Source organism: Streptomyces sp. AC558_RSS880 (assembly GCF_019049255.1).
GTDB lineage: Bacteria > Actinomycetota > Actinomycetes > Streptomycetales > Streptomycetaceae > Streptomyces.
The window spans coordinates 20,118-40,855 of record NZ_JAGMUJ010000002.1; the positions used below are offsets into that span (position 1 = coordinate 20,118).

The 20,738-nt window shown below is 72.4% G+C and carries 23 protein-coding genes; 9 read left to right on the top strand and 14 right to left on the bottom strand.

What is annotated here, in order from left to right:
• Window positions 1-16: 16 nt before the first annotated feature.
• Entirely contained in the window at window positions 17-178 is a 162-nt protein-coding gene (locus KUM38_RS00090; RefSeq protein ID WP_217127174.1) for a hypothetical protein, read from the bottom strand.
• Between the two features lie 62 nt (window positions 179-240).
• Here KUM38_RS00090 and KUM38_RS00095 point away from each other — a divergent pair, with 62 nt between their 5' ends.
• Both KUM38_RS00095 and KUM38_RS00100 read left to right on the top strand, forming a co-directional pair.
• Window positions 241-1,077, top strand: a complete 837-nt coding sequence (locus KUM38_RS00095; RefSeq protein ID WP_217127153.1) for a hypothetical protein — start codon at window positions 241-243, stop codon at window positions 1,075-1,077.
• An 82-nt stretch (window positions 1,078-1,159) separates the two neighbouring features.
• Window positions 1,160-1,345, top strand: a complete 186-nt coding sequence (locus tag KUM38_RS00100) for a hypothetical protein (protein ID WP_217127154.1) — start codon at window positions 1,160-1,162, stop codon at window positions 1,343-1,345.
• Window positions 1,346-1,351: 6 nt separating this feature from the next.
• Here the strand turns inward: KUM38_RS00100 and KUM38_RS00105 are convergent, their stop codons facing one another.
• A complete protein-coding gene (locus KUM38_RS00105; protein WP_217127155.1) occupies window positions 1,352-1,711 on the bottom strand; it encodes a metal-sensitive transcriptional regulator in 360 nt (119 codons plus the stop codon).
• Between the two features lie 239 nt (window positions 1,712-1,950).
• Between KUM38_RS00105 and KUM38_RS00110 the strand changes: the two genes are divergently transcribed.
• Both KUM38_RS00110 and pitH read left to right on the top strand, forming a co-directional pair.
• Window positions 1,951-2,571: a DUF47 domain-containing protein gene (locus KUM38_RS00110; RefSeq protein WP_142194520.1), complete on the top strand. Its 621-nt coding sequence runs from the start codon at window positions 1,951-1,953 to the stop codon at window positions 2,569-2,571.
• Between the two features lie 7 nt (window positions 2,572-2,578).
• A complete protein-coding gene (pitH, locus tag KUM38_RS00115) occupies window positions 2,579-3,577 on the top strand; it encodes a low-affinity phosphate transporter PitH (protein WP_217127156.1) in 999 nt (332 codons plus the stop codon).
• Between the two features lie 260 nt (window positions 3,578-3,837).
• On the opposite strand, the gene pstB is transcribed toward pitH, so the two are convergent.
• The 11 genes from pstB to KUM38_RS00170 all read right to left on the bottom strand — a co-directional run bounded on the left by pstB (window position 3,838) and on the right by KUM38_RS00170 (window position 15,601).
• Window positions 3,838-4,614 (bottom strand): phosphate ABC transporter ATP-binding protein PstB, encoded by a 777-nt coding sequence (gene pstB, locus KUM38_RS00120; protein WP_030829515.1) that lies wholly within the window; start codon window positions 4,612-4,614, stop codon window positions 3,838-3,840.
• Between the two features lie 33 nt (window positions 4,615-4,647).
• A complete protein-coding gene (gene pstA / locus KUM38_RS00125; protein ID WP_217127157.1) occupies window positions 4,648-5,709 on the bottom strand; it encodes a phosphate ABC transporter permease PstA in 1,062 nt (353 codons plus the stop codon).
• Entirely contained in the window at window positions 5,706-6,710 is a 1,005-nt protein-coding gene (gene pstC / locus KUM38_RS00130) for a phosphate ABC transporter permease subunit PstC (RefSeq protein WP_217127158.1), read from the bottom strand. Before pstC ends, pstA begins: the two co-directional genes overlap by 4 nt.
• Window positions 6,711-6,842: 132 nt before the next feature.
• On the bottom strand, window positions 6,843-7,970 hold the full coding sequence (gene pstS, locus KUM38_RS00135; RefSeq protein WP_217127159.1) for a phosphate ABC transporter substrate-binding protein PstS: 1,128 nt from the start codon (window positions 7,968-7,970) through the stop codon (window positions 6,843-6,845).
• A gap of 236 nt (window positions 7,971-8,206) precedes the next feature.
• Window positions 8,207-8,647 carry an NUDIX hydrolase gene (locus KUM38_RS00140; protein ID WP_217127160.1) on the bottom strand — a complete coding sequence of 147 codons (441 nt, stop codon included), beginning with the start codon at window positions 8,645-8,647 and terminating at the stop codon, window positions 8,207-8,209.
• An 11-nt stretch (window positions 8,648-8,658) separates the two neighbouring features.
• Entirely contained in the window at window positions 8,659-9,900 is a 1,242-nt protein-coding gene (locus tag KUM38_RS00145) for a CHAD domain-containing protein (RefSeq protein WP_217127161.1), read from the bottom strand.
• Window positions 9,881-12,250, bottom strand: a complete 2,370-nt coding sequence (locus KUM38_RS00150) for an RNA degradosome polyphosphate kinase (RefSeq protein ID WP_217127162.1) — start codon at window positions 12,248-12,250, stop codon at window positions 9,881-9,883. The genes KUM38_RS00145 and KUM38_RS00150 overlap by 20 nt, the downstream gene beginning before the upstream one ends.
• A gap of 168 nt (window positions 12,251-12,418) precedes the next feature.
• Complete coding sequence (locus KUM38_RS00155; RefSeq protein ID WP_217127163.1) at window positions 12,419-13,291, bottom strand: hypothetical protein; 873 nt, start codon at window positions 13,289-13,291, stop codon at window positions 12,419-12,421.
• Window positions 13,288-14,289: an ABC transporter permease gene (locus KUM38_RS00160; protein ID WP_217127164.1), complete on the bottom strand. Its 1,002-nt coding sequence runs from the start codon at window positions 14,287-14,289 to the stop codon at window positions 13,288-13,290. Before KUM38_RS00160 ends, KUM38_RS00155 begins: the two co-directional genes overlap by 4 nt.
• Window positions 14,286-15,179, bottom strand: coding sequence for an ABC transporter ATP-binding protein (locus KUM38_RS00165; RefSeq protein WP_217127165.1), 894 nt, complete (start codon window positions 15,177-15,179; stop codon window positions 14,286-14,288). The genes KUM38_RS00160 and KUM38_RS00165 overlap by 4 nt, the downstream gene beginning before the upstream one ends.
• The gene (locus KUM38_RS00170) at window positions 15,176-15,601 is read right to left on the bottom strand and encodes a GntR family transcriptional regulator (RefSeq protein ID WP_217127166.1); all 426 of its coding nucleotides are present in this window, start codon (window positions 15,599-15,601) and stop codon (window positions 15,176-15,178) included. Before KUM38_RS00170 ends, KUM38_RS00165 begins: the two co-directional genes overlap by 4 nt.
• 110 nt (window positions 15,602-15,711) lie before the next feature.
• On the opposite strand from KUM38_RS00170, the gene KUM38_RS00175 reads away from it, so the two are divergent.
• From KUM38_RS00175 to KUM38_RS00195, 5 genes are all read left to right on the top strand, one after another.
• Window positions 15,712-16,254 (top strand): RNA polymerase sigma factor, encoded by a 543-nt coding sequence (locus KUM38_RS00175; protein WP_217127167.1) that lies wholly within the window; start codon window positions 15,712-15,714, stop codon window positions 16,252-16,254.
• Window positions 16,251-17,126, top strand: a complete 876-nt coding sequence (locus tag KUM38_RS00180) for a zf-HC2 domain-containing protein (protein WP_217127168.1) — start codon at window positions 16,251-16,253, stop codon at window positions 17,124-17,126. Before KUM38_RS00175 ends, KUM38_RS00180 begins: the two co-directional genes overlap by 4 nt.
• A gap of 261 nt (window positions 17,127-17,387) precedes the next feature.
• Complete coding sequence (locus KUM38_RS00185; RefSeq protein WP_217127169.1) at window positions 17,388-18,257, top strand: ABC transporter ATP-binding protein; 870 nt, start codon at window positions 17,388-17,390, stop codon at window positions 18,255-18,257.
• The gene (locus KUM38_RS00190; protein ID WP_217127170.1) at window positions 18,254-19,777 is read left to right on the top strand and encodes an ABC transporter permease; all 1,524 of its coding nucleotides are present in this window, start codon (window positions 18,254-18,256) and stop codon (window positions 19,775-19,777) included. The genes KUM38_RS00185 and KUM38_RS00190 overlap by 4 nt, the downstream gene beginning before the upstream one ends.
• Entirely contained in the window at window positions 19,774-20,460 is a 687-nt protein-coding gene (locus tag KUM38_RS00195) for an ABC transporter (RefSeq protein ID WP_308408866.1), read from the top strand. The genes KUM38_RS00190 and KUM38_RS00195 overlap by 4 nt, the downstream gene beginning before the upstream one ends.
• On the opposite strand, the gene KUM38_RS00200 is transcribed toward KUM38_RS00195, so the two are convergent.
• A partial coding sequence (locus tag KUM38_RS00200) for a GNAT family N-acetyltransferase (protein ID WP_217127171.1) occupies window positions 20,420-20,738 on the bottom strand: 319 nt, incomplete at its 5' end. The genes KUM38_RS00195 and KUM38_RS00200 overlap by 41 nt on opposite strands.

Genomic DNA, 20,738 nt, shown 5'->3' on the forward strand with positions numbered 1-20,738 from the left:
GGCGACGGGGCGTGGGTCACTCGGGGGTGTGGTTCTGGGCGTCTTTTCTGGCCTGGCTCCTGGCTCTTCTGGCCGGGCCGCGCCAGCCGCAGGTGCAGCGGGCCATGCAGAAAGGGCCCTGTTCGGTGGTGGTCGTGATGTGGTGGGCGGGGGTCGGTTCGTCGTCCTGGTGCGGCACGTCGACCACGGTAGCGCCCGCTCGTCGGCGTGACGGGGCCCCTTACCGGTCGTTAACCGGGCATGGCTCGGATGCGCGGCGTGGTGGCTGGATTCGGGGTGGTGTGCTGTCTGGGGCTCGGGGCCGTGGGCTGCGCGAGAAGCGACGCCGTGACCCGAGGGGCTCCCGCCGGGGATCCGGTGCGGGTGTTGCGACAGGCCGCCGACGCACTGGTGGACGCCGGGAGTTCCCAGGCGCGTACCTCCCTGGAGATGGCGACCGGCGGGACCCGGGTCACCATCCGGGGCGAGGGCGTGTACGACTACCGGAAGCGGCTCGGGCGGCTGAAGGTCCTGCTGCCGCAGGACCCGGCGGGAGGCACCGTGCGGCGGCCCATCACCGAGCTGCTCGCACCCGGGGCGCTGTTCATGAAGAACCGGGGGGCCGGGGTGCCCGCCGACAAGTGGGTGCGGGTGGACACCGGGACGCTGTCCGACGGGAACCTCGTCACCGGCGGGGCCACCGATCCGTTCGCCGCCGCCGAGGTGCTGCGCGGGACACGGTCGGCGACGTTCGTGGGGCGGACCGAGGTCGCCGGGACGAAAGTGCGCCACTACCGGGGGACCGCTGACCTGCGGCAGGCCTCACGGGACGCCTCGGACGCGAACCGGGAGGCGCTGGGCGCGGCGGCGAAAGGGTTCGCCACCGCACGGGTGCCGTTCGACGCCTACCTCGACGACGAGGGACGGATCCGCAAGCTCCGGCACCGGTTCAGCTTCGTCAACGGCCGGCAGGACAGACCCGTCGCGGTCGCCTCGACCACGCTGCTGTACGACTTCGGGGTGCCGGCCGACGTACGGCTTCCCGAGGGCGAGGACATCTACGCGGGCCGGATCGCCGAGGAGGGAAGCCGGGAGTGACCGGCCTGAACTAGCCCTTCCGTGCCATGCGCGGTGCGTAGGGCGCTCCCTACTCTAGGAAGTCGGTGACGACAGAGACGAGGTGAGGCGCGTGGCACCGCTCGGCGGTGGAACGGTTCCGGTTCAGGACCACGTGGCGCTCGCCGAGATCGAACTCTGCGGGGAGCTGATCATCGCCGCCTCCAACGCCGAGGAGCGGCTCAGCCTGGAGAGCATCGACGAGGTACTGAGGGTGGCCGAGGCGCGGGTCGAGTCCGCCGGGCACTGAGACCGGTCAGGTCCGGAGCATGCGGGCGATGGCCTGCGTCGCCTCCTTGACCTTCGCGTCGATCTCGTCGCCGCCCTTGACGGCCGCGTCCGCGACGCAGTGGCGCAGGTGCTCCTCCAGCAGTTGCAGCGCGAACGACTGCAGTGCCTTGGTGGAGGCGGACACCTGGGTGAGTATGTCGATGCAGTACACGTCCTCGTCGACCATGCGCTGCAGGCCGCGGATCTGGCCCTCGATGCGGCGCAGGCGCTTGAGGTGCTCCTGCTTCTGGTCGTGGTAGCCGTGGATGCCGCGGTCGTGATCGGTCACGATGTCCGTCACGTCCGGGGAGGAGAGCGCGTTCGCGCCGGTCTCGGTGGTCGTCATCGCGTCCTCCTGGTGCACTGACGGGCGACATATACCCCTGGCGGGTATATGGTAGCGAACTTTGCTGGGTATAGGCATCTTGGCCGATGACATGCGCTGCGGCCGGAAACGGACCTCGGACTGCCCCCGTGCTCGTCGATCTGCCTGATGGGCGACACTGGTGGGCGGCCCGTTAGTCGCGGCCGGATGATGCGCCTAGCATCAGCCTGACCGAAACCGATGCTCACCGAGGACCCCACGTGCGCTTTCGTCTGACCCCCAGGGAGACGAGCTTCTACGACATGTTCGCCGCGTCCGCGGACAACATCGTCACGGGCTCGAAACTCCTGATGGAACTGCTCGGGGCGGACCCCTCCGCCCGGGCCGAGATCGCAGAGCGTATGCGGGCCGCGGAACACGCAGGTGACGACGCCACGCATGCGATCTTCCACCAGTTGAACTCCTCGTTCATCACGCCGTTCGACCGCGAGGACATCTACTCCCTCGCGTCGTCCCTCGACGACATCATGGACTTCATGGAGGAGGCCGTCGACCTGGTCGTCCTCTACAACATCGAGGAACTGCCCAAGGGCGTCGAGCAGCAGATCGAGGTCCTGGCGCGGGCCGCGGAGCTGACCGCGGAGGCCATGCCGCACCTGCGCACCATGGAGAACCTCACCGAGTACTGGATCGAGGTCAACCGGCTGGAGAACCAGGCCGACCAGATCCACCGCAAGCTGCTGGCCCACCTCTTCAACGGCAAGTACGACGCGATCGAGGTGCTGAAGCTCAAGCAGATCGTGGACGTACTGGAGGAGGCGGCCGACGCCTTCGAGCACGTGGCGAACACGGTGGAGACCATCGCCGTCAAGGAGTCCTGAGCCCTTCATGGACACCTTCGCTCTGGTCGTGACCATCGGGGTCGCGCTCTTCTTCACCTACACCAACGGCTTCCACGACTCGGCGAACGCGATCGCCACGTCCGTGTCGACGCGGGCGCTGACGCCCCGGGCGGCGCTGGCGATGGCGGCCGTGATGAACCTCGCCGGTGCGTTCATGGGCTCCGGGGTCGCCAAGACCGTCAGCGAGGGTGTGATCCAGACACCCGAGGGGTCCAAGGGGATGGGGATCCTCTTCGCCGCGCTGGTCGGGGCGATCGTCTGGAACCTGATCACCTGGTACTTCGGGCTGCCGTCGTCGTCGTCCCACGCGCTGTTCGGGGGCATGGTGGGGGCGGCGCTGGCCGGGGGGACGACGGTGTACTGGCACGGGGTGGTCGACAAGATCGTCATTCCGATGTTCGTGTCTCCGGTCGTCGGTCTGCTCGCCGGTTACCTGGTGATGACCGTGATCCTCTGGATCTTCCGGCGGGCCAATCCGCACAAGACCAAGCGGGGGTTCCGGATCGCGCAGACCGTTTCCGCGGCGGGCATGGCGCTGGGACACGGTCTGCAGGACGCGCAGAAGACGATGGGCATCGTGGTGATGGCACTGGTCATCGCGGATGTCGAGGATTACGGCGATCCGATTCCGGTGTGGGTGAAGATCGCCTGTGCGGTGATGCTGTCCGCGGGGACGTACGCCGGTGGGTGGCGGATCATGCGGACGCTGGGGCGGAAGATCATCGAGTTGGATCCGCCGCAGGGGTTCGCCGCGGAGACGACGGGTGCGTCGATCATGTTCGGGTCCGCGTTCCTGTTCCACGCGCCCATCTCCACGACGCATGTGATCACTTCGGCGATCATGGGTGTGGGGGCGACGAAGCGGGTCAACGCCGTGCGGTGGGGGGTGGCCAAGAACATCGTTCTCGGGTGGTTCATCACCATGCCGGCGGCGGCTGTGGTGGCTGCGTTGTCGTTCGGGCTGGTGCACCTGGCGTTCTTGTAGCTCGCGGTGTGGGTGCTGGGCGGGGGGTCGTTGCGCAGCCCGGCGTTCGCGGGGTGCCGCCGCGCCCACCCTCCCCCACTCTCGGCTTCGCTCGAGCGGGGGACCCCCATCGCCCCAGCGGCACGATTGCCTGCGGTGACGCGGCAGTCGTGCCTGCGGTGACGTGAGTAAAACGGAAGGGCCCGCCCCCGGGAGCCAGGGGCGGGCCCTTTGTGCCTCGCGGTGGCACCGCCATGCAGCACCGCGAGGAGTTCGACGGCCTAGCCGAAGCGGCCGGAGATGTAGTCCTCCGTGGCCTGGACCGACGGGTTGGAGAAGATGCGCTCCGTGTCGTCGATCTCGATCAGCTTGCCGGGCTGGCCGACGGCCGCCAGGTTGAAGAAGGCCGTACGGTCCGAGACGCGCGCCGCCTGCTGCATGTTGTGCGTCACGATGACGATCGTGAAGCGCTCCTTCAGCTCGCCGATCAGGTCCTCGATGGCAAGGGTGGAGATCGGGTCCAGGGCGGAGCAGGGCTCGTCCATCAGCAGGACGTTCGGCTCGACCGCGATGGCGCGGGCGATGCACAGGCGCTGCTGCTGGCCGCCGGAGAGGCCCGAGCCCGGCTTGTTCAGGCGGTCCTTGACCTCGTTCCAGAGGTTGGCGCCCTTGAGGGACTTCTCGACGATGTCGTCCAGCTGGGACTTCTTGTACTTGCCGTTCAGGCGCAGGCCCGCCGCCACGTTGTCGTACACCGACATCGTGGGGAACGGGTTCGGGCGCTGGAAGACCATGCCGACCTCACGCCGCACGGCCACCGGGTCGATGCCGGCGCCGTACAGGTTCTCGTCGTCGAGCATGACCTTGCCGTCGACCCGGCCGCCGGGCGTCACCTCGTGCATGCGGTTGAGGGTGCGCAGGAAGGTGGACTTGCCGCAGCCGGAGGGGCCGATGAAGGCCGTCACCGAACGGGGTTCGACGGTCATCGAGATGTCCTCGATGGCCAGGAAGGAGCCGTAGTAGGCGTTGAGGCCGCTGACGTCGATGCGCTTGGCCATGGGTATCACTTCTTCTTTCGGGTCCGGGGGGCCTTAGCGACCGGTCTTCGGGGCCTTCCAGCGGGCGATGCCGCGGGCCACGAGGTTGAGGATCATGATGAACGCGATGAGCGTCAGGGCCGCCGCCCAGGCACGGTCGTACGCCGGGCCGGAACCGCCGCTGTTGGCGTACTGCAGATAGATGTACATCGGCAGCGATTCCTGCGGGTCCTGGAACGGGTTGGCGTTGATGAAGTCCGTGCCCCACACCAGCAGCAGCACGGGGGCGGTCTCGCCGGTGATACGGGCGATCGCGAGCATCACACCCGTGACGATGCCGCCGATCGACGTCGGCAGGACCACCTTCAGGATGGTGCGCCACTTCGGCACGCCGAGCGCCAGGGACGCCTCGCGCAGCTCGTTCGGGACGAGCTTGAGCATCTCCTCGGTGGAGCGGACCACCACCGGGATCATCAGGATCGACAGAGCCATCGAGCCGGCGAAGCCGGACGGGCCCATCTCCAGGATCAGGACCCAGAGGCTCAGGATGAACAGACCGGCGACGATCGACGGGATGCCCGTCATGACGTCGACGAAGAAGGTGACGGCCTTGGAGAGCTTGCCGCGACCGTACTCGACCAGGTAGATCGCGGTGAGCACACCGACCGGAACCGAGATCAGGGTGGCGAGGCCGACCTGCTCCAGGGTGCCGAGCATGGCGTGGTAGATACCACCGCCGGGCTCGGCGTCGGCGACCACGCCCATCGAGTGGGTCAGGAAGTAGCCGTCGAGGACCTTGATGCCGCGGTCGGCCGTTTCCCAGATCATGGAGGCCAGCGGGATGACGGCCAGGAGGAAGGCCACCCAGACCAGGCTCGTCGCGGTGCGGTCCTTGGCCTGGCGGCTGCCCTCGACCTTCGCCGAGATGCCGTAGGAGCCGAGGACGAACAGAAGGGCGGCGATCAGCGCCCACTGGATGCTGCTGTTCAGGCCGGCCGCGGCGCTGATGCCGAGACCGAGGGCGACGGAGCCCGCGGCGACCGCCCAGGCGAACCACTTGGGCAGGGTCGCGCCGCGCAGGGAGCTGCGCCGGGGGGAAAGGGTTGCGTTGCTCATGCGTTGGCCCCCGAGTACTCCTTGCGGCGGGCGATGATCAGGCGGGCCGCGCCGTTGACCAGCAGGGTGATGACGAAGAGCACCATGCCGGAGGCGATCAGCGCGTCCTGCCCCATCACGGTGGCCTCGTTGAACTTGCTCGCGATGTTCTGCGCGAACGTGCCGCCGCCCGTGTCGAGCAGGCTGAGGTTGATGTCGAACGACGGGGAGAGCACCATCGCCACGGCCATCGTCTCGCCGAGCGCACGGCCGAGGCCCAGCATCGAGGCGGAGATGACGCCGGAGCGGCCGAAGGGCAGCACCGACATGCGGATGACCTCCCAGCGCGTGGCGCCGAGGGCCAGGGCCGCCTCCTCGTGCATCCGCGGGACCTGGCGGAAGACCTCGCGGCTGACGTTGGTGATGATCGGGAGGATCATCAGGGCGAGCAGGATGCCGACGGTGAACAGCGAGCGCGGCGCGCCGTCGCTCCACTCGAAGACGCCGGTCCAGCCGAGGTAGTCGTCGAGCCAGCCGTAGAGGCCGTTCAGGTGCGGCACCAGGACGAGGGCGCCCCACAGGCCGTAGACGATGGAGGGGACGGCGGCGAGCAGGTCGATCACGTACGCGATGGCGCCACCGAGCCGGGGGGGCGCGTAGTGCGTGATGAACAGGGCGATGCCCACCGAGATCGGAACCGCGATGATCATGGCGATGACCGACGACACGACGGTGCCGAAGGCCAGGACCGCGATGCCGAACTCCGACGGGACGGCGGTGGGGTTCCACTCGAAGGTGGTGAAGAAGTTCGCCTCGTCCTTGCTGATGGCTATGGACGCGCGGTACGTCAGGAAGGCCGCGATGGCGGCCATGAGGACCAGGACGAAGATGCCGGACCCGCGGGAGAGACCGAGGAAGATCCGGTCACCGGGGCGGGTGGCGCCGCGCGCGGCACGCTTGTCCTGCGGCGCGGCCGGTCCGGGTGCGGGGGGAGCGGCTGGTTTCTGTGTGGTGATGTCCATCGGGTTCTCCGGTCTGCGGAGCCGCCGGGACGAGCGGCTCGGTCGGAGCCTCCCGACGGCCGGGGGCTCCTGTTGGCGGTGCACCGGACGGTGCGGCCCATCCCCGGACCGGGAATGGGCCGCACTCTCGGGTCAGCTGAGGCCGTTGACGGTCTCGCGGACCTTGGTGATGATCTCCTCGGGCATCGGGGCGTAGCCCGCGTCGGCCAGCAGGCCCTGGCCGTCCTCGGAAGCCATGTAGTTCAGGAAGGACTTGGTGGCGGGCAGGGTGTCCGCCTTGTTGCCCTTGTCGCAGGCGATCTCGTACGTCACCAGGACGATCGGGTAGGCGCCGGCGGCGGACGGGGTGTAGTCCAGCTCCAGGGCGAGGTCCTTGCCGGTGCCGACGACCTTGGCGGCGCCGATGGCGGCGGTGGCGTTCTCGATGGTGGCCTGGACCGGCTCGGCGGCCTCGGTCTTGATGGAGACCGTGCTCATGCCGTCCTTGGCGTAGGACAGCTCCATGTAGGAGATCGCGCCGGGGGTCTGCTTGACCTGCTGGGCGACACCGGAGGAGCCCTGCGCGGACTGGCCGCCCTTGGCCTCCCAGGACTTGCTCGGCTCGTACTTCCAGTCGTCGGGCGCGGCGGCCTGGAGGTAGGTGGTGAAGTTGTCCGTGGTGCCGGACTCGTCCGAGCGGTGGAAGGCCTGGATCTTCAGGTCGGGAAGCTTGGCGTCGGGGTTGAGCTTCGCGATCGCCTCGTCGTTCCAGTTGGTGATCTTGCTGTCGAAGATCTTGGCGAGGGTCGACGCGTCCAGGACGAGGTTGTCGACGCCCGTGACGTTGTAGCCGACGGCGATCGGGCCGCCGACCATGGGCAGGTCGATGGCCTGGCCGCCGGAGCAGATCTTCTTGGACTGCTCGATCTCCTCGGCCTCCAGCGCGGAGTCCGAACCGGCGAACGCGGTCTGGCCCTGGAGGAACGCGGTGACGCCCGCGCCCGAACCGGTCGGGTTGTAGTTGACCTGCACGCCCTTGCACGCCGCCGCGTACTGCTTGACCCAGGCGTCGATCGCGTTCTTCTGGGCGGAAGAGCCGGAGGCCTGCAGCTGGCCCTTGGCGTCACCGCAGTCGATGTTGCCGGCCTGCGCGGTGGCGGAGGCGCCGCCACCGTTGCTGTCGCCGGTGTCGTCGGAGCCGCACGCCGTGAGGGCCAGGGCGCCGGAGACGGCGAGAGCACCGAGAGCGAGGGCCCGCCGGTTCTTGCGCTGAAGCTTCACTTGAGTTCCTTCCAGTGGCCGCCGTCCTGAATTCGGCGGCGTGCGAAGTGTGGGTGACACGGTCACCCATCCATCTCTTCGGGCGATCCGCATCGCGTAAGGCCGAAATTAGGCAGAACAGGTGAAGGAGCCGATTGGCGTAAATGAACGCACGGTGAACCCCTGGGGACGGTGCGGTGAGGTCACGGAACGCTTACGTCGAGGACACGGGGGGATACCGGGCGGGAACAGGACACTCACCGTGCCGGACGGAGGGTGGCGAGGAGGGCGTCCACCAGGTCGGCGTCCCGGGGCTCGGTGAGGCGGGCGCGGGCGGCCTCCGGGGGGAGCCAGAGGACGCGGTCGACCTCGTCGCCCGGGGTGAACGCGCCGGAGACGGCTTCGGCCGCCCAGTAGCGGACCCGCTTGGGGCGGCCGTTCGCCAGGTAGTGCGCGCTGGGGAGCTCGGCGGCCGGGGCGGCCGTGTGGCCCGTCTCCTCGGCGACCTCGCGCAGGGCGCCGGCCAGCGGGTCCTCACCACGCTTGAGCTTGCCCTTGGGCCAGGACCAGTCGTCGTACTTCGGCCGGTGGACGAGACAGAGCTCGAGGTCGCCGGTCACGGGGGAGCGGCGCCACAGGACGCAGCCGGCGGCCTGGACGGTGAGGGTGCGGTGGATCGCGGAACCCGGGGTGCTCACCGTGCGCCTCCCTATAACGTGCCGATGGTTACCTTCTGCCAGGACCGCTGGAACGCGTACCGCGCCGCCTCCACCTCATGCCGCTGGTCGGCGTGGAGCACGCCCAGCGCGTACGCCGTGGCCGGGGCGATCCGCGGGGTGCGGGCCGCCTGCGCGGCGGCGGCCGCCGCCTCGGAGGCGTCGCGGTGCCGGTCCAGTGCCTCGCCGGCGGCGAGGAGGCCCGGGTCCGGGCCGGCGTGGAGGACCTCGAGGGCGTAGCGGTGCAGGCGCAGGAGGAGCCGGACCTGGTGCCAGGGGGCGTCCTGCGGGTGCGGGGCGGGATCCGGGGAGAGGCCGTGGATCAGGGCCTCGGCGTTGTACGGGCTGCCCGCGGTGAGCAGGGGCAGCGCGGCGACGGCGTCGGCGAGCCGCTCGCGCGCGGCGTCGGCGAGCGGGCGCAGATCGGCGCCGGCCGCCGCCGGGGACAGCGGCACCTCGCTGGCGAGCACGGCCACCTTGTCGGCGACCGCGTGGAACCGGGAGGAGCCGAGCGCCTGGAGCGCGGTGGAGTGCGCCCGGGTCCGGGCCAGCGTCAGCTGCCGGTCCAGCAGCGCACCGGCCTTGGCGGCGCCGACGGTCAGGTTCCCCCGGTCCGGCGTGGCGGCCTTGCGGTCGGCGGTGGCGGTGATGGTGCGGCGGAGGCGTGTGGGGTGTTCGGCCTCGGCCGCGCCTTCGGCCGGAAAGCCGTTCCCACTCGCACCACCCGTGCGGGTTTCGTGGTCGGGTACGGGTGGCCCCTGGAGGGCTTTCTCGCCGTGGGCGGCTGCGGTGGCCGTGGCGGACGCGGTGGTGCCGGGCGTGCCGAGTGTCATCCCGGCCAGGGCCCGCGTGCGGGGCGTGGCCGTTCCCCGGGCCGGGAGGGGCGGTGCCCCCGACAACCGGTGGAGGGCGAGGAGGAGCTGGTCCAGGCGGGACGTGCAGGCGTGTTCCAGGGCCAGGGTGCCGGAGACCCAGGCCAGTTCGGGGCGCATCGCCTCCGACCAGTCGGGGTCCAGCACCGGCTGGAAGGTGTGCAGGCTGGCACTGATGCGGCGGGCCGCGCGGCGCAGCGCGCGGGCCGCTTCGACGGAACCGTCCGACGCGGCCGCGCCCGCACCGGTCTCCCGGTGGAGGCGCAGCGCGCGGAGGAACTCGGTCGCCTGGTCCCGCAGATAACCGGCCAGGGCGTCCGCCGGTACCGGACCGGCCGTCGGGTCAAGGTGTCGCTGTGCCACGCCGGCGCCTCCGGGCGTCTATGAGCATCTCCTGGACGTTGCGCAAGGGCTGGCCGTCCGCGTCCGTCGCGTGCCGGGTCCACTCGCCGTCCGCGGCGAGGTGCCAGGACGCGGTGGTGTCCGACATGCCGGTCTCCAGCAGTCGGTTCAGGGCCGCCCGGTGGGCCGGGTCGGTGACCCGTACCAGCGCCTCTATACGGCGGTCGAGATTGCGGTGCATCATGTCCGCGCTGCCGAACCACACTTCGGGCTCGCCGCCGTTGCCGAAGGCGAACACGCGGGAGTGTTCGAGGAAGCGGCCGAGGACGGACCGTACCCGCACGTTCTCCGACAGGCCCGCCACACCCGGCCGGATCGCGCAGATGCCGCGGACCCAGATGTCGACCGGCACGCCCGCCTGCGACGCCCGGTAGCAGGCGTCGATGACGGCCTCGTCGACCATCGAGTTGACCTTGATGCGGACGTAGGCGGGCCGCCCGGCGCGGTGGTGCTGGGCCTCCTTGTCGATGCGGGAGATCAGGCCGTCCCGCAGGGACTTGGGGGCGACGAGCAGCCGCCGGTAGGTCTCGCGGCGGGAGTAGCCGGAGAGCCGGTTGAACAGGTCGGACAGGTCCGCGCCGACCTGCGGGTCGGCGGTGAGCAGCCCGAGGTCCTCGTAGAGGCGGGCCGTCTTCGGGTGGTAGTTGCCGGTGCCGACGTGGCTGTACCGCCGGAGCGTCTCGCCCTCCTGACGGACCACCAGGGACAGCTTGCAGTGGGTCTTCAGACCGACCAGGCCGTACACGACGTGGCAGCCGGCCTCCTCCAGCTTGCGCGCCCACTTGATGTTCGCGTGCTCGTCGAAGCGCGCCTTGATCTCGACCAGGACCAGCACCTGCTTGCCGGCCTCGGCGGCGTCGATGAGCGCGTCGACGATGGGGGAGTCGCCCGACGTGCGGTACAGGGTCTGCTTGATGGCCAGCACGTCGGGGTCCTCGGCGGCCTGCTGCAGGAACGCCTGCACCGACGTGGAGAACGAGTCGTACGGGTGGTGCAGCAGCACGTCCCGGCTGCGCAGGGCGGCGAAGACGTCGGGCTGCGAGGCCGACTCGACCTCCGCCAGGTCCCGGTTCGTGCCGGCGATGAACTTCGGGTACTTCAGCTCGGGCCGGTCCAGGCCGTGGATGCGGAACAGACCGGTGAGGTCGAGCGGGCCCGGCAGCGGGTACACCTCGGCCTCGCCGACCTTCAGCTCGCGCACCAGCAGGTCCAGCACCTCGCGGTCGATGGACTCCTCGACCTCCAGGCGCACCGGCGGCCCGAAGCGGCGCCGCATGAGTTCCTTCTCCAGTGCCTGGAGCAGGTTCTCCGCGTCGTCCTCCTCGACCTCGAGGTCCTCGTTGCGGGTGAGCCGGAAGGCGTGGTGCTGCAGCACCTCCATGCCCGGGAACAGCTCCTCCAGGTGCGCGGCGATGACGTCCTCGATGGGGACGTAGCGGCCGGGGGAGCTCTCCAGGAAGCGGGACAGCAGCGGCGGCACCTTCACGCGGGCGAAGTGCCGGTGACCGGTGACCGGGTTGCGTACGACCACGGCCAGGTTCAGCGACAGGCCGGATATGTACGGGAAGGGGTGCGCCGGGTCGACCGCGAGGGGGGTGAGGACCGGGAAGATCTGGTGCCGGAAGAGGGTGAACAGGCGGGCCTGCTCCTTCTCCGTCAGCTCGTTCCAGCGGACCAGGTGGATGCCCTCCTCCGCGAGCGCGGGGGCGACGTCCTCGTGGTAGCAGGCGGCGTGCCGGGCCATCAGCTCGCGGGAGCGGGCCCAGATCATCTCCAGCACCTCGCGCGGCTGGAGGCCGGAGGCGGAGCGGGTGGCGACGCCGGTGGCGATGCGGCGCTTCAGTCCGGCCACGCGGACCATGAAGAACTCGTCCAGGTTGCTGGCGAAGATCGCGAGGAAGTTGGCGCGCTCCAGCAGCGGGGTGGCGGGGTCCTCGGCGAGTTCGAGGACGCGTTCGTTGAACGCGAGCCAGCTGCGTTCCCGGTCGAGGAAGCGGCCCTGCGGCAGCGGGGCGGCACCGTCGGGCTGCGACTCCTCGTAGCCGTCGAGGTCCGCGTCGATGTCGGGTTCCAGGTCGGAGACCACTCCGGCCACGGTGTGCGGGCGGTGGGCGGCGATGGAGCCCACGGAGGGCTGCGGGTGCTGTACCTGTGCCTGGGTGTTGGGCTGGCTCATGGCCCCATTGTTCCGCGCCGCCGGCGTCACGGGCGCGTCGGAGAGCGCGGGTGGGAGCGGTGGTGGCCCTGGGGCGTCCCCGTTCCCCCCGTTCACCCTTCGGGGCGGTGAAGGCTCTGGCACGGCGGGATTCATTGGCCGAGCGTCGCAAGCCTGTCTGAATCGATGGTTACGGAGACATGACGTCCCGGATATCGGGCGGCGGCCCGCAGGGGTGGCCGGGCCCCGGCGTGGGGAGCCGTACGCCCCTCCCCGGCCGGAAGGGGCGTGTCCCCGGCCGGAGGGGACGTACGGGCGCGTGCGTCAGGTCGTGCGGCGGCGCAGCACCGCGAAGGCGGCGGCCGTGGCGAGGACCGCGACGGCCAGCACGATGCCGGTCTCCACCAGGTGCAGCGGCCAGAAGTGGGAGGCCGGGTGGTACGTGGCGTAGTGGCCGCCGGTGCCGGTGCGGCCCGCTCCCTGCTGCCAGACGCCGTCCGGCAGCTCGAACCGCTTCGGCGAGGTCCGGGTGACGGCCGGCCACAGGGACGCGCGGCAGCGCTCCAGGACCAGGTTGAGCAGCCACATCGCGGCGGCCGACACGGCGAGCGCGGGCAGCGCGCGGGGCAGCAGCAGCGCGGTGAGCGTGCCGACGGCCAGGGCGCACAGCGCGTACGCCACGGTCGCCGGGCCGCGTGCCACGAACACGTCGGCGAAGGCCCAGTGGTCGCCCATGAGGTCCCGGTTGGCCGCCCAGCCCCAGCGGAACGCCAGGACCAGGACGGTGCCGCCGACGACGAGCGCGAGGGCCGGCACGGCGAGCTTGGCGGTCAGCCAGCGGGTGGGGGTGATCCCCTGCGTCCAGGCCAGTCTGGCGGTGCCGGACTCCAGCTCGCGGCCGATCAGCGAGCCGCCGGTGAACGCGGCGACGGCGAGGAAGCCGTAGCAGGTGAGGAAGCCGATGTAGCCGGTCGGTTCGCTGTAGCTCAGGCCCTCGATGAGGTCCACGCAGGTCCACGGGCCGCGCGAGCACTCGGCCTCCGCCGCGCGCACGGAGTCCACGGTGACCTCGTTCAGCCACACCAGCCAGCCGATCAGGCCCGCGACGAAGGCGCCCCAGACGATCAGCGCGGTGCGGTGCACCCGCAGCACCGTCCGGGCCGGCCGGGCCCGGGCCGCCGTGGTCGTACCGTTCATCCGGCGGCCCTCCCGGTGCGCCGGCGCAGCAGCCGGAACGCGGCGAGCGTCGCCAGGGCGGCGACGAGGAGCAGGAGGCCGGAGGCGACCAGCTGGAGCGGCCAGTAGTGGCCGACGGGGTGGAGGTCGCGGTAGAAGCCGACGGCGTCCAGGTCGGCCAGGGTCGAGCGGCAGCCGTCCATCGTGCCGCTGTGGCAGGGAGCGGCCAGCCGGTCGCCGTCGGCGGTCAGGATGCCTTCGTCGACGGCGATGCCCACTCCTGTCGGGCCGTCGCGCAGGCTGCTGACCTCGGTGACCGGGGGCCACAGGTGCGGCAGGGCGGTGTGGACGGCCGTCCACAGGGCCCCGAGCGCGGCGGCGGCCGTGGCGAGGGCGGTCATGGAACGGCGCAGCAGCAGTCCCGCGAGGACACCGATGGCCAGTCCGGCCAGCGCGAGGGCGACCGGGACGGTGCCGTTGGCGTTGAAGGTGGGGGAGTCGTGCCAGGGCTTGGCGGTGTCGACGCGGCCCTCGGCCGCCGTCCAGGCCAGGCGGTGCAGCCAGACCAGCAGACCGGTCGCGGCGGCGGTCAGCACGGCCGGGAAGGCGAGCCGGGAGGCCAGCCAGCGGGCCGGGGAGACGCCCTGGGTCCAGGCGAGGCGGATCGTGCCGGACTCCAGCTCGCGGCCGGTCAGCGAGCCGCCGGCCCAGGCGGCGACCAGGAACGGCACGACGAGGACGGCGACCGTCGTGTAGGTGTAGACGTCCTTGTAGAGCAGGATCGAGCTCTGGTCGTAGCTGCAGCTCGGGGTGAAGCCGCAGGCGTCGTACTGCTTCCAGGCCGCCGCCGAGGCGTCGGTGAGCGGACCGCCGAGCCACAGCAGTCCCGCGCCGATCAGCAGCACGATCGCCGTACCGGTGAGGAGGGCCGGGCGGTGCAGCCGGTACAGCCAGCGCAGCTGGCGGGGCGCGGGGGCGGGGCGGTCGGTGGCCGCCGGGGCGGTCAGGGCGGCGGTCACGCGGCGGCCTCCGTGGTCTCGGGCGCGGCGGGGGCCGGGCCGGGGGCCTCGGGGTTGCGCAGGTAGGACAGGACGAGTTCCTCCAGGGACGGCGCGGCGGCGCGCCAGTCGCCGGGCAGCGGGCCGGCCGGGCGGATCAGCGCGCTGAGCTGGCGGCCGGTGGTGCGGGACTCCACGAGGTCGTGCGGGGCCAGGTCCGTCGTCGCCGGGGCGGAGACGCGGGTGTGGGCGGCCAGCAGGTCGTCGATCTCGCCGGCCAGGCGGACCCGGCCGCCGCCGATCAGCAGCAGGTGGTCGCAGGAGTCCTCCAGCTCGGCGACGACGTGCGAGGACATCACGATCGTCGTGCCGTGCGCGGCGGCCTGCCCCATCAGCACGCCCATCAGCTCGTGCCGGGCCAGCGGGTCCAGGTCGGCCATCGGCTCGTCCAGGAGCAGCAGTTCCGGCCGCTTGGCCAGGGCGAGGGCGAGGGCCACGCGGGTGCGCTGGCCGCCGGAGAGGGAGCGGATCCGCCCCCGCGGGTCCAGGTCCCCGCCGGCCACGATCCGCCGCGCGGTGTCCGCGTCCCAGCGGCCGGGGTTCAGATCGGCGCCCATGCGCAGCGTCTCGGCGACGGTGAGCTGCGGGTACAGCGGCTTGTCCTGGTCGACGAAGCCCACCCGGGGGCGGGCCGACGCCGGGTCCGTGCCGAGGACGGTGATCGTGCCGTCGGTGGGGGTGAGCAGCCCGGCGGTGATCGCGAGCAGCGTGGACTTGCCCGCGCCGTTGGGGCCGACGACGGCGCAGACGCGGCCGGCGGGCAACCGGAAGGAACAGTCGCGCAGCGCCCAGGCGGCGCGCCGCCCGAAGCGCTTGCCGAGCGCGCCTGCCTCGATGGCCGGGACGGTCATGACGGGTCTCCCTGAGGGTTCTTCGGATGTGCGGGGCCCGGCGTGCGCGCCGGGTAGTGGGTTTCGAGCACGGCGGTGAAGAGCGCGGCCACGTCCTCCCGCTCCAGGCCGGCCTCACGGGCCCGCGCCGCCCAGTCCTCCAGCTCCGCGCGCAGCGGGGAGTCGGCGGGGGCGGCGCCCAGGGAGCGCCGTACGAAGGTGCCGAGGCCGCGCCGGGCCTCCACCAGGCCCTCGCGTTCCAGCTCGCGGTAGGCCTTCAGCACGGTGTTGGGGTTCACGGCGGTGGCCTCGACGACCTCGCGGGCGGTGGGCAGCTTGTCGCCGGGCTCCAGCAGGCCCAGGCGCAGGGCCTGTTTGGTCTGCTGCACGATCTGGACGTAGGTGGCCACGCCGCTGTGCCGGTCGATCCGGTAGTCGACCACTCGACAACCACCCTTTCACTAATTGAGTAGTGAAAGGGTGGTGCAAGGGGGGTGGGAAAGTCAATCGCGATCCCGTGAACCGATCGGCCGGGCCCGTGCGATGAGGGGACGTGAGCGAAACGAGAAGCGACGGGGAGCTGCTGCGCGCCGTCGCGGCGGACGGGGACCGGCGCGCCTTCGAGGAGCTGTACCGGCGGTACGCGCCGTGGCTGACCGCCCGGATGTGCGGCCGGTGCGCCGACGCGGGGATCGTCGACGACGTCGTACAGGAGACGTTCCTGGCGGTGTGGCGGGGGAGCGCGCGCTACCGGGAGGACGGGGACGTGGCCGGCTGGCTGTGGCGGATCGCCTCCCGTCGGCTGGTCGACGCCCTGCGCGGCGCCGGGGCGCGCGGCCGGCTGCGGCAGGCGCTGGCGCGGCTGCGGCACCGGGACGAGGCGTCGGCGGAGGACCGCGTGCTCGCGGGGGTGGAGCACGGGGACCTCGCCGGCGCGCTCGTCCGGCTGTCGCCGGAACTGCGCGCGGTGCTCCAGGCCACGGTCGTCGACGGGCTGACCACCCGTGAGGCCGCCGTCCTGCTCGGCATCCCGCCGGGCACGGTCAAGACACGGGCGATGCGGGCCCGCAGGCAACTCCGGGAGGCGCTGGCATGACGTACGAAACGACGGGCGGTACGTCCGGGGGCGGCAACGGCTGGCACGTGCCCGAAACGGACCTGCGCGCCTACGCGCGGGGCGAGCTCCCGGCGCCCCTGCTGTGGTCGGCCGACACCCACCTCACCGCCTGCGCGCCCTGCCGGGCCGTCCTCGCCGGCGTGAGCGACCCCGCGGCCCTCGACGCCGGATGGGAACGGCTCGACGCCGAACTGGACGCGCCCCGGCCGGGATTCCTGGAGGCGCTGCTGCTGCGGCTCGGCATCGCCGACCACACCGCACGGCTGCTCGCCGCCACCCCGGCGCTGCGCCGCTCCTGGCTGGGCGCGGTCGCCGCCGTCCTCCTGCTCACCGTGGCCGTCACCGCCGGTCACGGCACCACCGGCTCACCGACCCTCTTCCTCGCCCTCGCCCCGCTGCTGCCGCTGGCCGGGGTCGCCCTGTCGTACGGTCCCGCGCTGGACCCGACGTACGAGATGGCGGTCGTCGCCCCGATGCACGGATTCCGGCTGCTGATGATCCGCACGGTGGCGGTGCTCGGCGCCGGGCTCGGCCTCAACGGGCTGGCCACCCTCGCCCTGCCCGGGTACGGACTGCGCGCCCTGGCCTGGCTGCTGCCCGCCCTCGCGCTCACCGCGACCGGACTCGCGCTGACCGCCCGGCTCGGCCCGGTGCTCGCCCCGTCCCTCGTCGGCGGCGGCTGGGTCGCGCTGCTGCTCGCGGCGGACGTCGTCCGGGTCGGCGGGGACGGCCCGCTCGCCCCGTTCACCGCGGCCGGGCAGGGCGTGTCGGCGGCGGTCGCCGTACTCGCCGCCGGACTGCTCGTCCTGCTCCGGGACCGCTTCGACCTCAACAGCCGGCATGCGGCCTGACGGCCGCCCGGCTTCCTGCCGGAAGAGGGAGCCCGGCCCGACCGCCCCGGCCCCCTCTCCGCCGGGAGACTCGGCCTGACCGCCCCGGCATCTCGCCGGAAGGGGGAGCCCGGCCCGGCCACCCCGGCTTCTCGCCAGGGAGCCCGGCCCGGCCGCCCCGGCCCCTTGCCGGCCGGGCCCCGGCCGCTCCTCACCCCGGGGAATCGCGGTCCGGCCGCCTTCGACTCCGTCCACCTGCCTCCACCTGTACGGGAGTTCCGTATGACCCCCACCGTCTCCGCCTCCGGGCTGAGCCTCCGCTACGGCGGCACCCGCGCCCTCGACGACGTGTCGCTGCGGCTGTCCGCCGGCGTCACCGGGCTGCTCGGGCCCAACGGCGCGGGCAAGACCACGCTGCTGCGGGTGCTCGCCACCGCCGTACCGGCCGACCGGGGCGCCTTCACGGTGCTCGGCCACGACCCGGGCACCTCGCGCGGTCGCCAGGAGGTCCGGCGCCACCTCGGCTACCTGCCGCAGACGCCCGGCTTCCACCCCGACTTCACGGCCTTCGAGTTCGTCGACTACGTGGCGATCCTCAAGGAGCTCACCGACCGCTCCGCCCGCCACCGCGAGGTGCGCAGAGTGCTCGACGAGGCCGGTCTCGGCGACGTGCGCGGCCGGCGGATCCGCAACCTGTCCGGCGGCATGCGGCAGCGGGTGGCGCTGGCGGCGGCGCTCGTCGGCGACCCCGCGTTCCTCGTCCTCGACGAGCCCACCGTCGGACTCGACCCCGAACAGCGCATGCGGTTCCGGGAGCTGATCGCGCGGGCCGGCGAGGGCCGCACGGTGCTGCTGTCCACGCACCAGACCGAGGACGTGGCGATGCTCTGCCACCGGGTCGTCGTGCTGGCCGGCGGCACCGTCCGCTTCGACGGCACCCCCGCCGAGCTGACCGCGCGGGCCGCCGGCCGGGTGTGGAGCAGCACCGAACGCGACCCCGGCGCGAAGGCCGGCTGGCGCACCGGACTCGGCACCTTCCGCAACGTGGGCGACCCGCCCGCCGGCGCGGAGCTCCTCGAACCCACCCTGGAGGACGGCTACCTGCTCACCCTCGACGGCACGGACACGACGGACACGGAGGTGGCCGCATGACCACGCTCACCACCGGGGCCCCGGCCGCCACGGTCACGGCGTCCGGTCCCCGCGCGTCCTGGGCGGCCGTGTTCGCCCTGGCCCGCTTCGAGACCCGCCGGCTCCTGCTGCGGGCGCCGGTCCTCATCGCCTTCGCGGTCTACATCGGCTGGACGGTGTGGCGCACGCGCACCTCCTGGGACGGCTTCCCCGCGCTGCAGGACGCCGACCGCGCCACCCAGAACGCGCCCCTGCTCGTCGGCCTCGCGGTGCTGCTCTGCGCCAACCAGGCCGTGCTGCGTTCCCGGCGGCACGACACCGACCGGCACCTCGCCGTGCTGGTGGTCCCGCCGTGGCGCCGTACGGTCGCCCATCTGCTGTCCGTCGCGGCCGTCGCGCTGCTCACCGGGGTGTGCGTGGCCGGCCAGTTCACCTGGGAGGCGCTCAAGCCGGGCGCCGTCGGGCACGGTTCGCCGGGTGAACTGCTGGCCGGACCGCTGTCCGTGCTGCTGCTCGGAGCGTTCGGGGTGCTGCTGGCCCGGCTGCTGGCCTCCTCCTTCACGGCCCCGCTGCTGATCGTCTTCCTCCTGTTCTCCTTCCTGCTGACCACCGGCCCCGGCAACGAGGGGTGGGCGCGGTGGCTGGCGCCGACGGTCGGCGAGAACACCTCCACCACGTTGCCGTCCGAGCTGCTGGGCCGCCCCGCCGCCTGGCACGCCCTGTACCTCACGGGCCTCGCGCTGAGCGCGGCCCTGCTCGCGGTGCTGGTCTCCGGGGGCGCCCGGCTGTGGACCGTCCGGGTGGGCGTCGCCGGGGCGGTGGCGCTGACCCTGGTGGGCGCGGTGGCCCAGTCCCAGGGCCTGTCGCCGGAGATCGCCGAGGCGCGTACGCGGTTCTCCGTCACCCCGGAGAAGGAGCAGCGGTGCGCCGAACGGGACGGCGCGACGTACTGCGCCTTCCCGGAGTGGGGAGCGCGCACCGACGACTGGGACCAGGTCCTCACCGGCGTGCGCTCCCTCGCGGGCGGCACCGCGCAGGACCGGCCGCTCGTCGTACGGCAGCGGGTCGAGGCGCGCTACGGCCTGGACGGCGACGCGGCGATCGACCCGGCCACCCACCCCGGTGAGATCACCGTCGGCACCGCCTGGGGCGGCAACCGGATCCCGGAGTTCGCCGCCGCCGTGGCCGGTGTGCTGGTCACGGGCACCGAGGCGAAGACGGGTGAGATGTGCGACGGCCGGATGGTCACCGTGATGTGGCTGGCGCTCGCCGACCGGCCCGACCCCATGTCGGACCTGCGGCGGGTCCGCCTGGACGACAGCGACGCCGGCTCGGCGATCGTCCTCTCGCGGACGAACCCGCTGTACATGACCGCCGCGCAGACGGAGGTGGTGCGCGAGCTGCTGCAACGCCCCAAGGAGGAGACCGCCGCGAAGGTGAAGGCGCACTGGGCCGAGCTGACGGCCCCGAAGGTGACGACGGACCGGGCCGCGCGACTGCTGGGCCTGGACGAGCCGGAGGCGAAGGAGGAGTGCCTGTGAGGACCGCCGCCGCGACGCTGCTGCGGCCGACCGTACGGACCATGCCCTGGAGGGCGATCACAGCGGCCGGCACCCTGAGCCTGCTGCTCGCCGCCGCGCCGAGGCTGACGGGCGACGATGCGGACGCCCGGCTCGCGCTGAACGCCCTGCGGGCGTCCGCCGTGGCCTTCGCGCTGGGAGCGGCCTTCGTGCTGGACGACCCGGCCCGGCACACCACGGCCGCCGTCCCCACCCGGCGGGCCGTCCGCCACGGACTGCGCGTCCTCCTCGTGGTCCCGGTCGCCGCCGTGTGGTGGACCGCCGCGCTGCTCCTGGTGCCCGGGCCCGTCCGCCCCCCGGCCGCCGGGATCACCCTCGAGGCGGCGACGGTCCTCGCCCTCGCCCTGACCGGGGCGGCGCTCGCGGTCCACCGGGGCGACGGCGCCCGGCCGGGCCAGGCGGTCGCCGGGTCCCTGCTCGTCGGGTCGGTCCTGGGCCCGCTGCTGATCCCCGGGAGCTGGGCCCTGTTCACGACCCCGGACGACGTGAGGTGGGCGGCGGCCCACGACCGCTGGGCGGTCCTGCTGTGCGCGGCGGTGGTGGTGGGCGCGGCGTGCGCGACGGAACCGAGGCGCCGCCTCACCCTCCGCGGATTCCGCGGACTCAGGTCTCCGTCCGGTACATCAGGTCCGTCTCGTACGTGACGAAACCCAGCCGCTCGTAGACGGACACCGCCGCCTTGTTGTCGGCGTCGACGTAGAGCATGGCGGTCGGCAGGCCCCGGCCGGCCAGGTGCCGCAGCCCGATCGTGGTGAGGGACCTGCCGAGGCCGCCGCCCTGCGCGTCGGGGCTCACCCCGAGGACGTACACCTCGCCGAGGCGCTCCGCCGCGTGCACCTTCGTCCAGTGGAAGCCGACGAGCCGGCCCTCCTTCTCCGCCAGGAAGAACCCCTCGGGGTCGAACCACGCCTCGGCCTTGCGG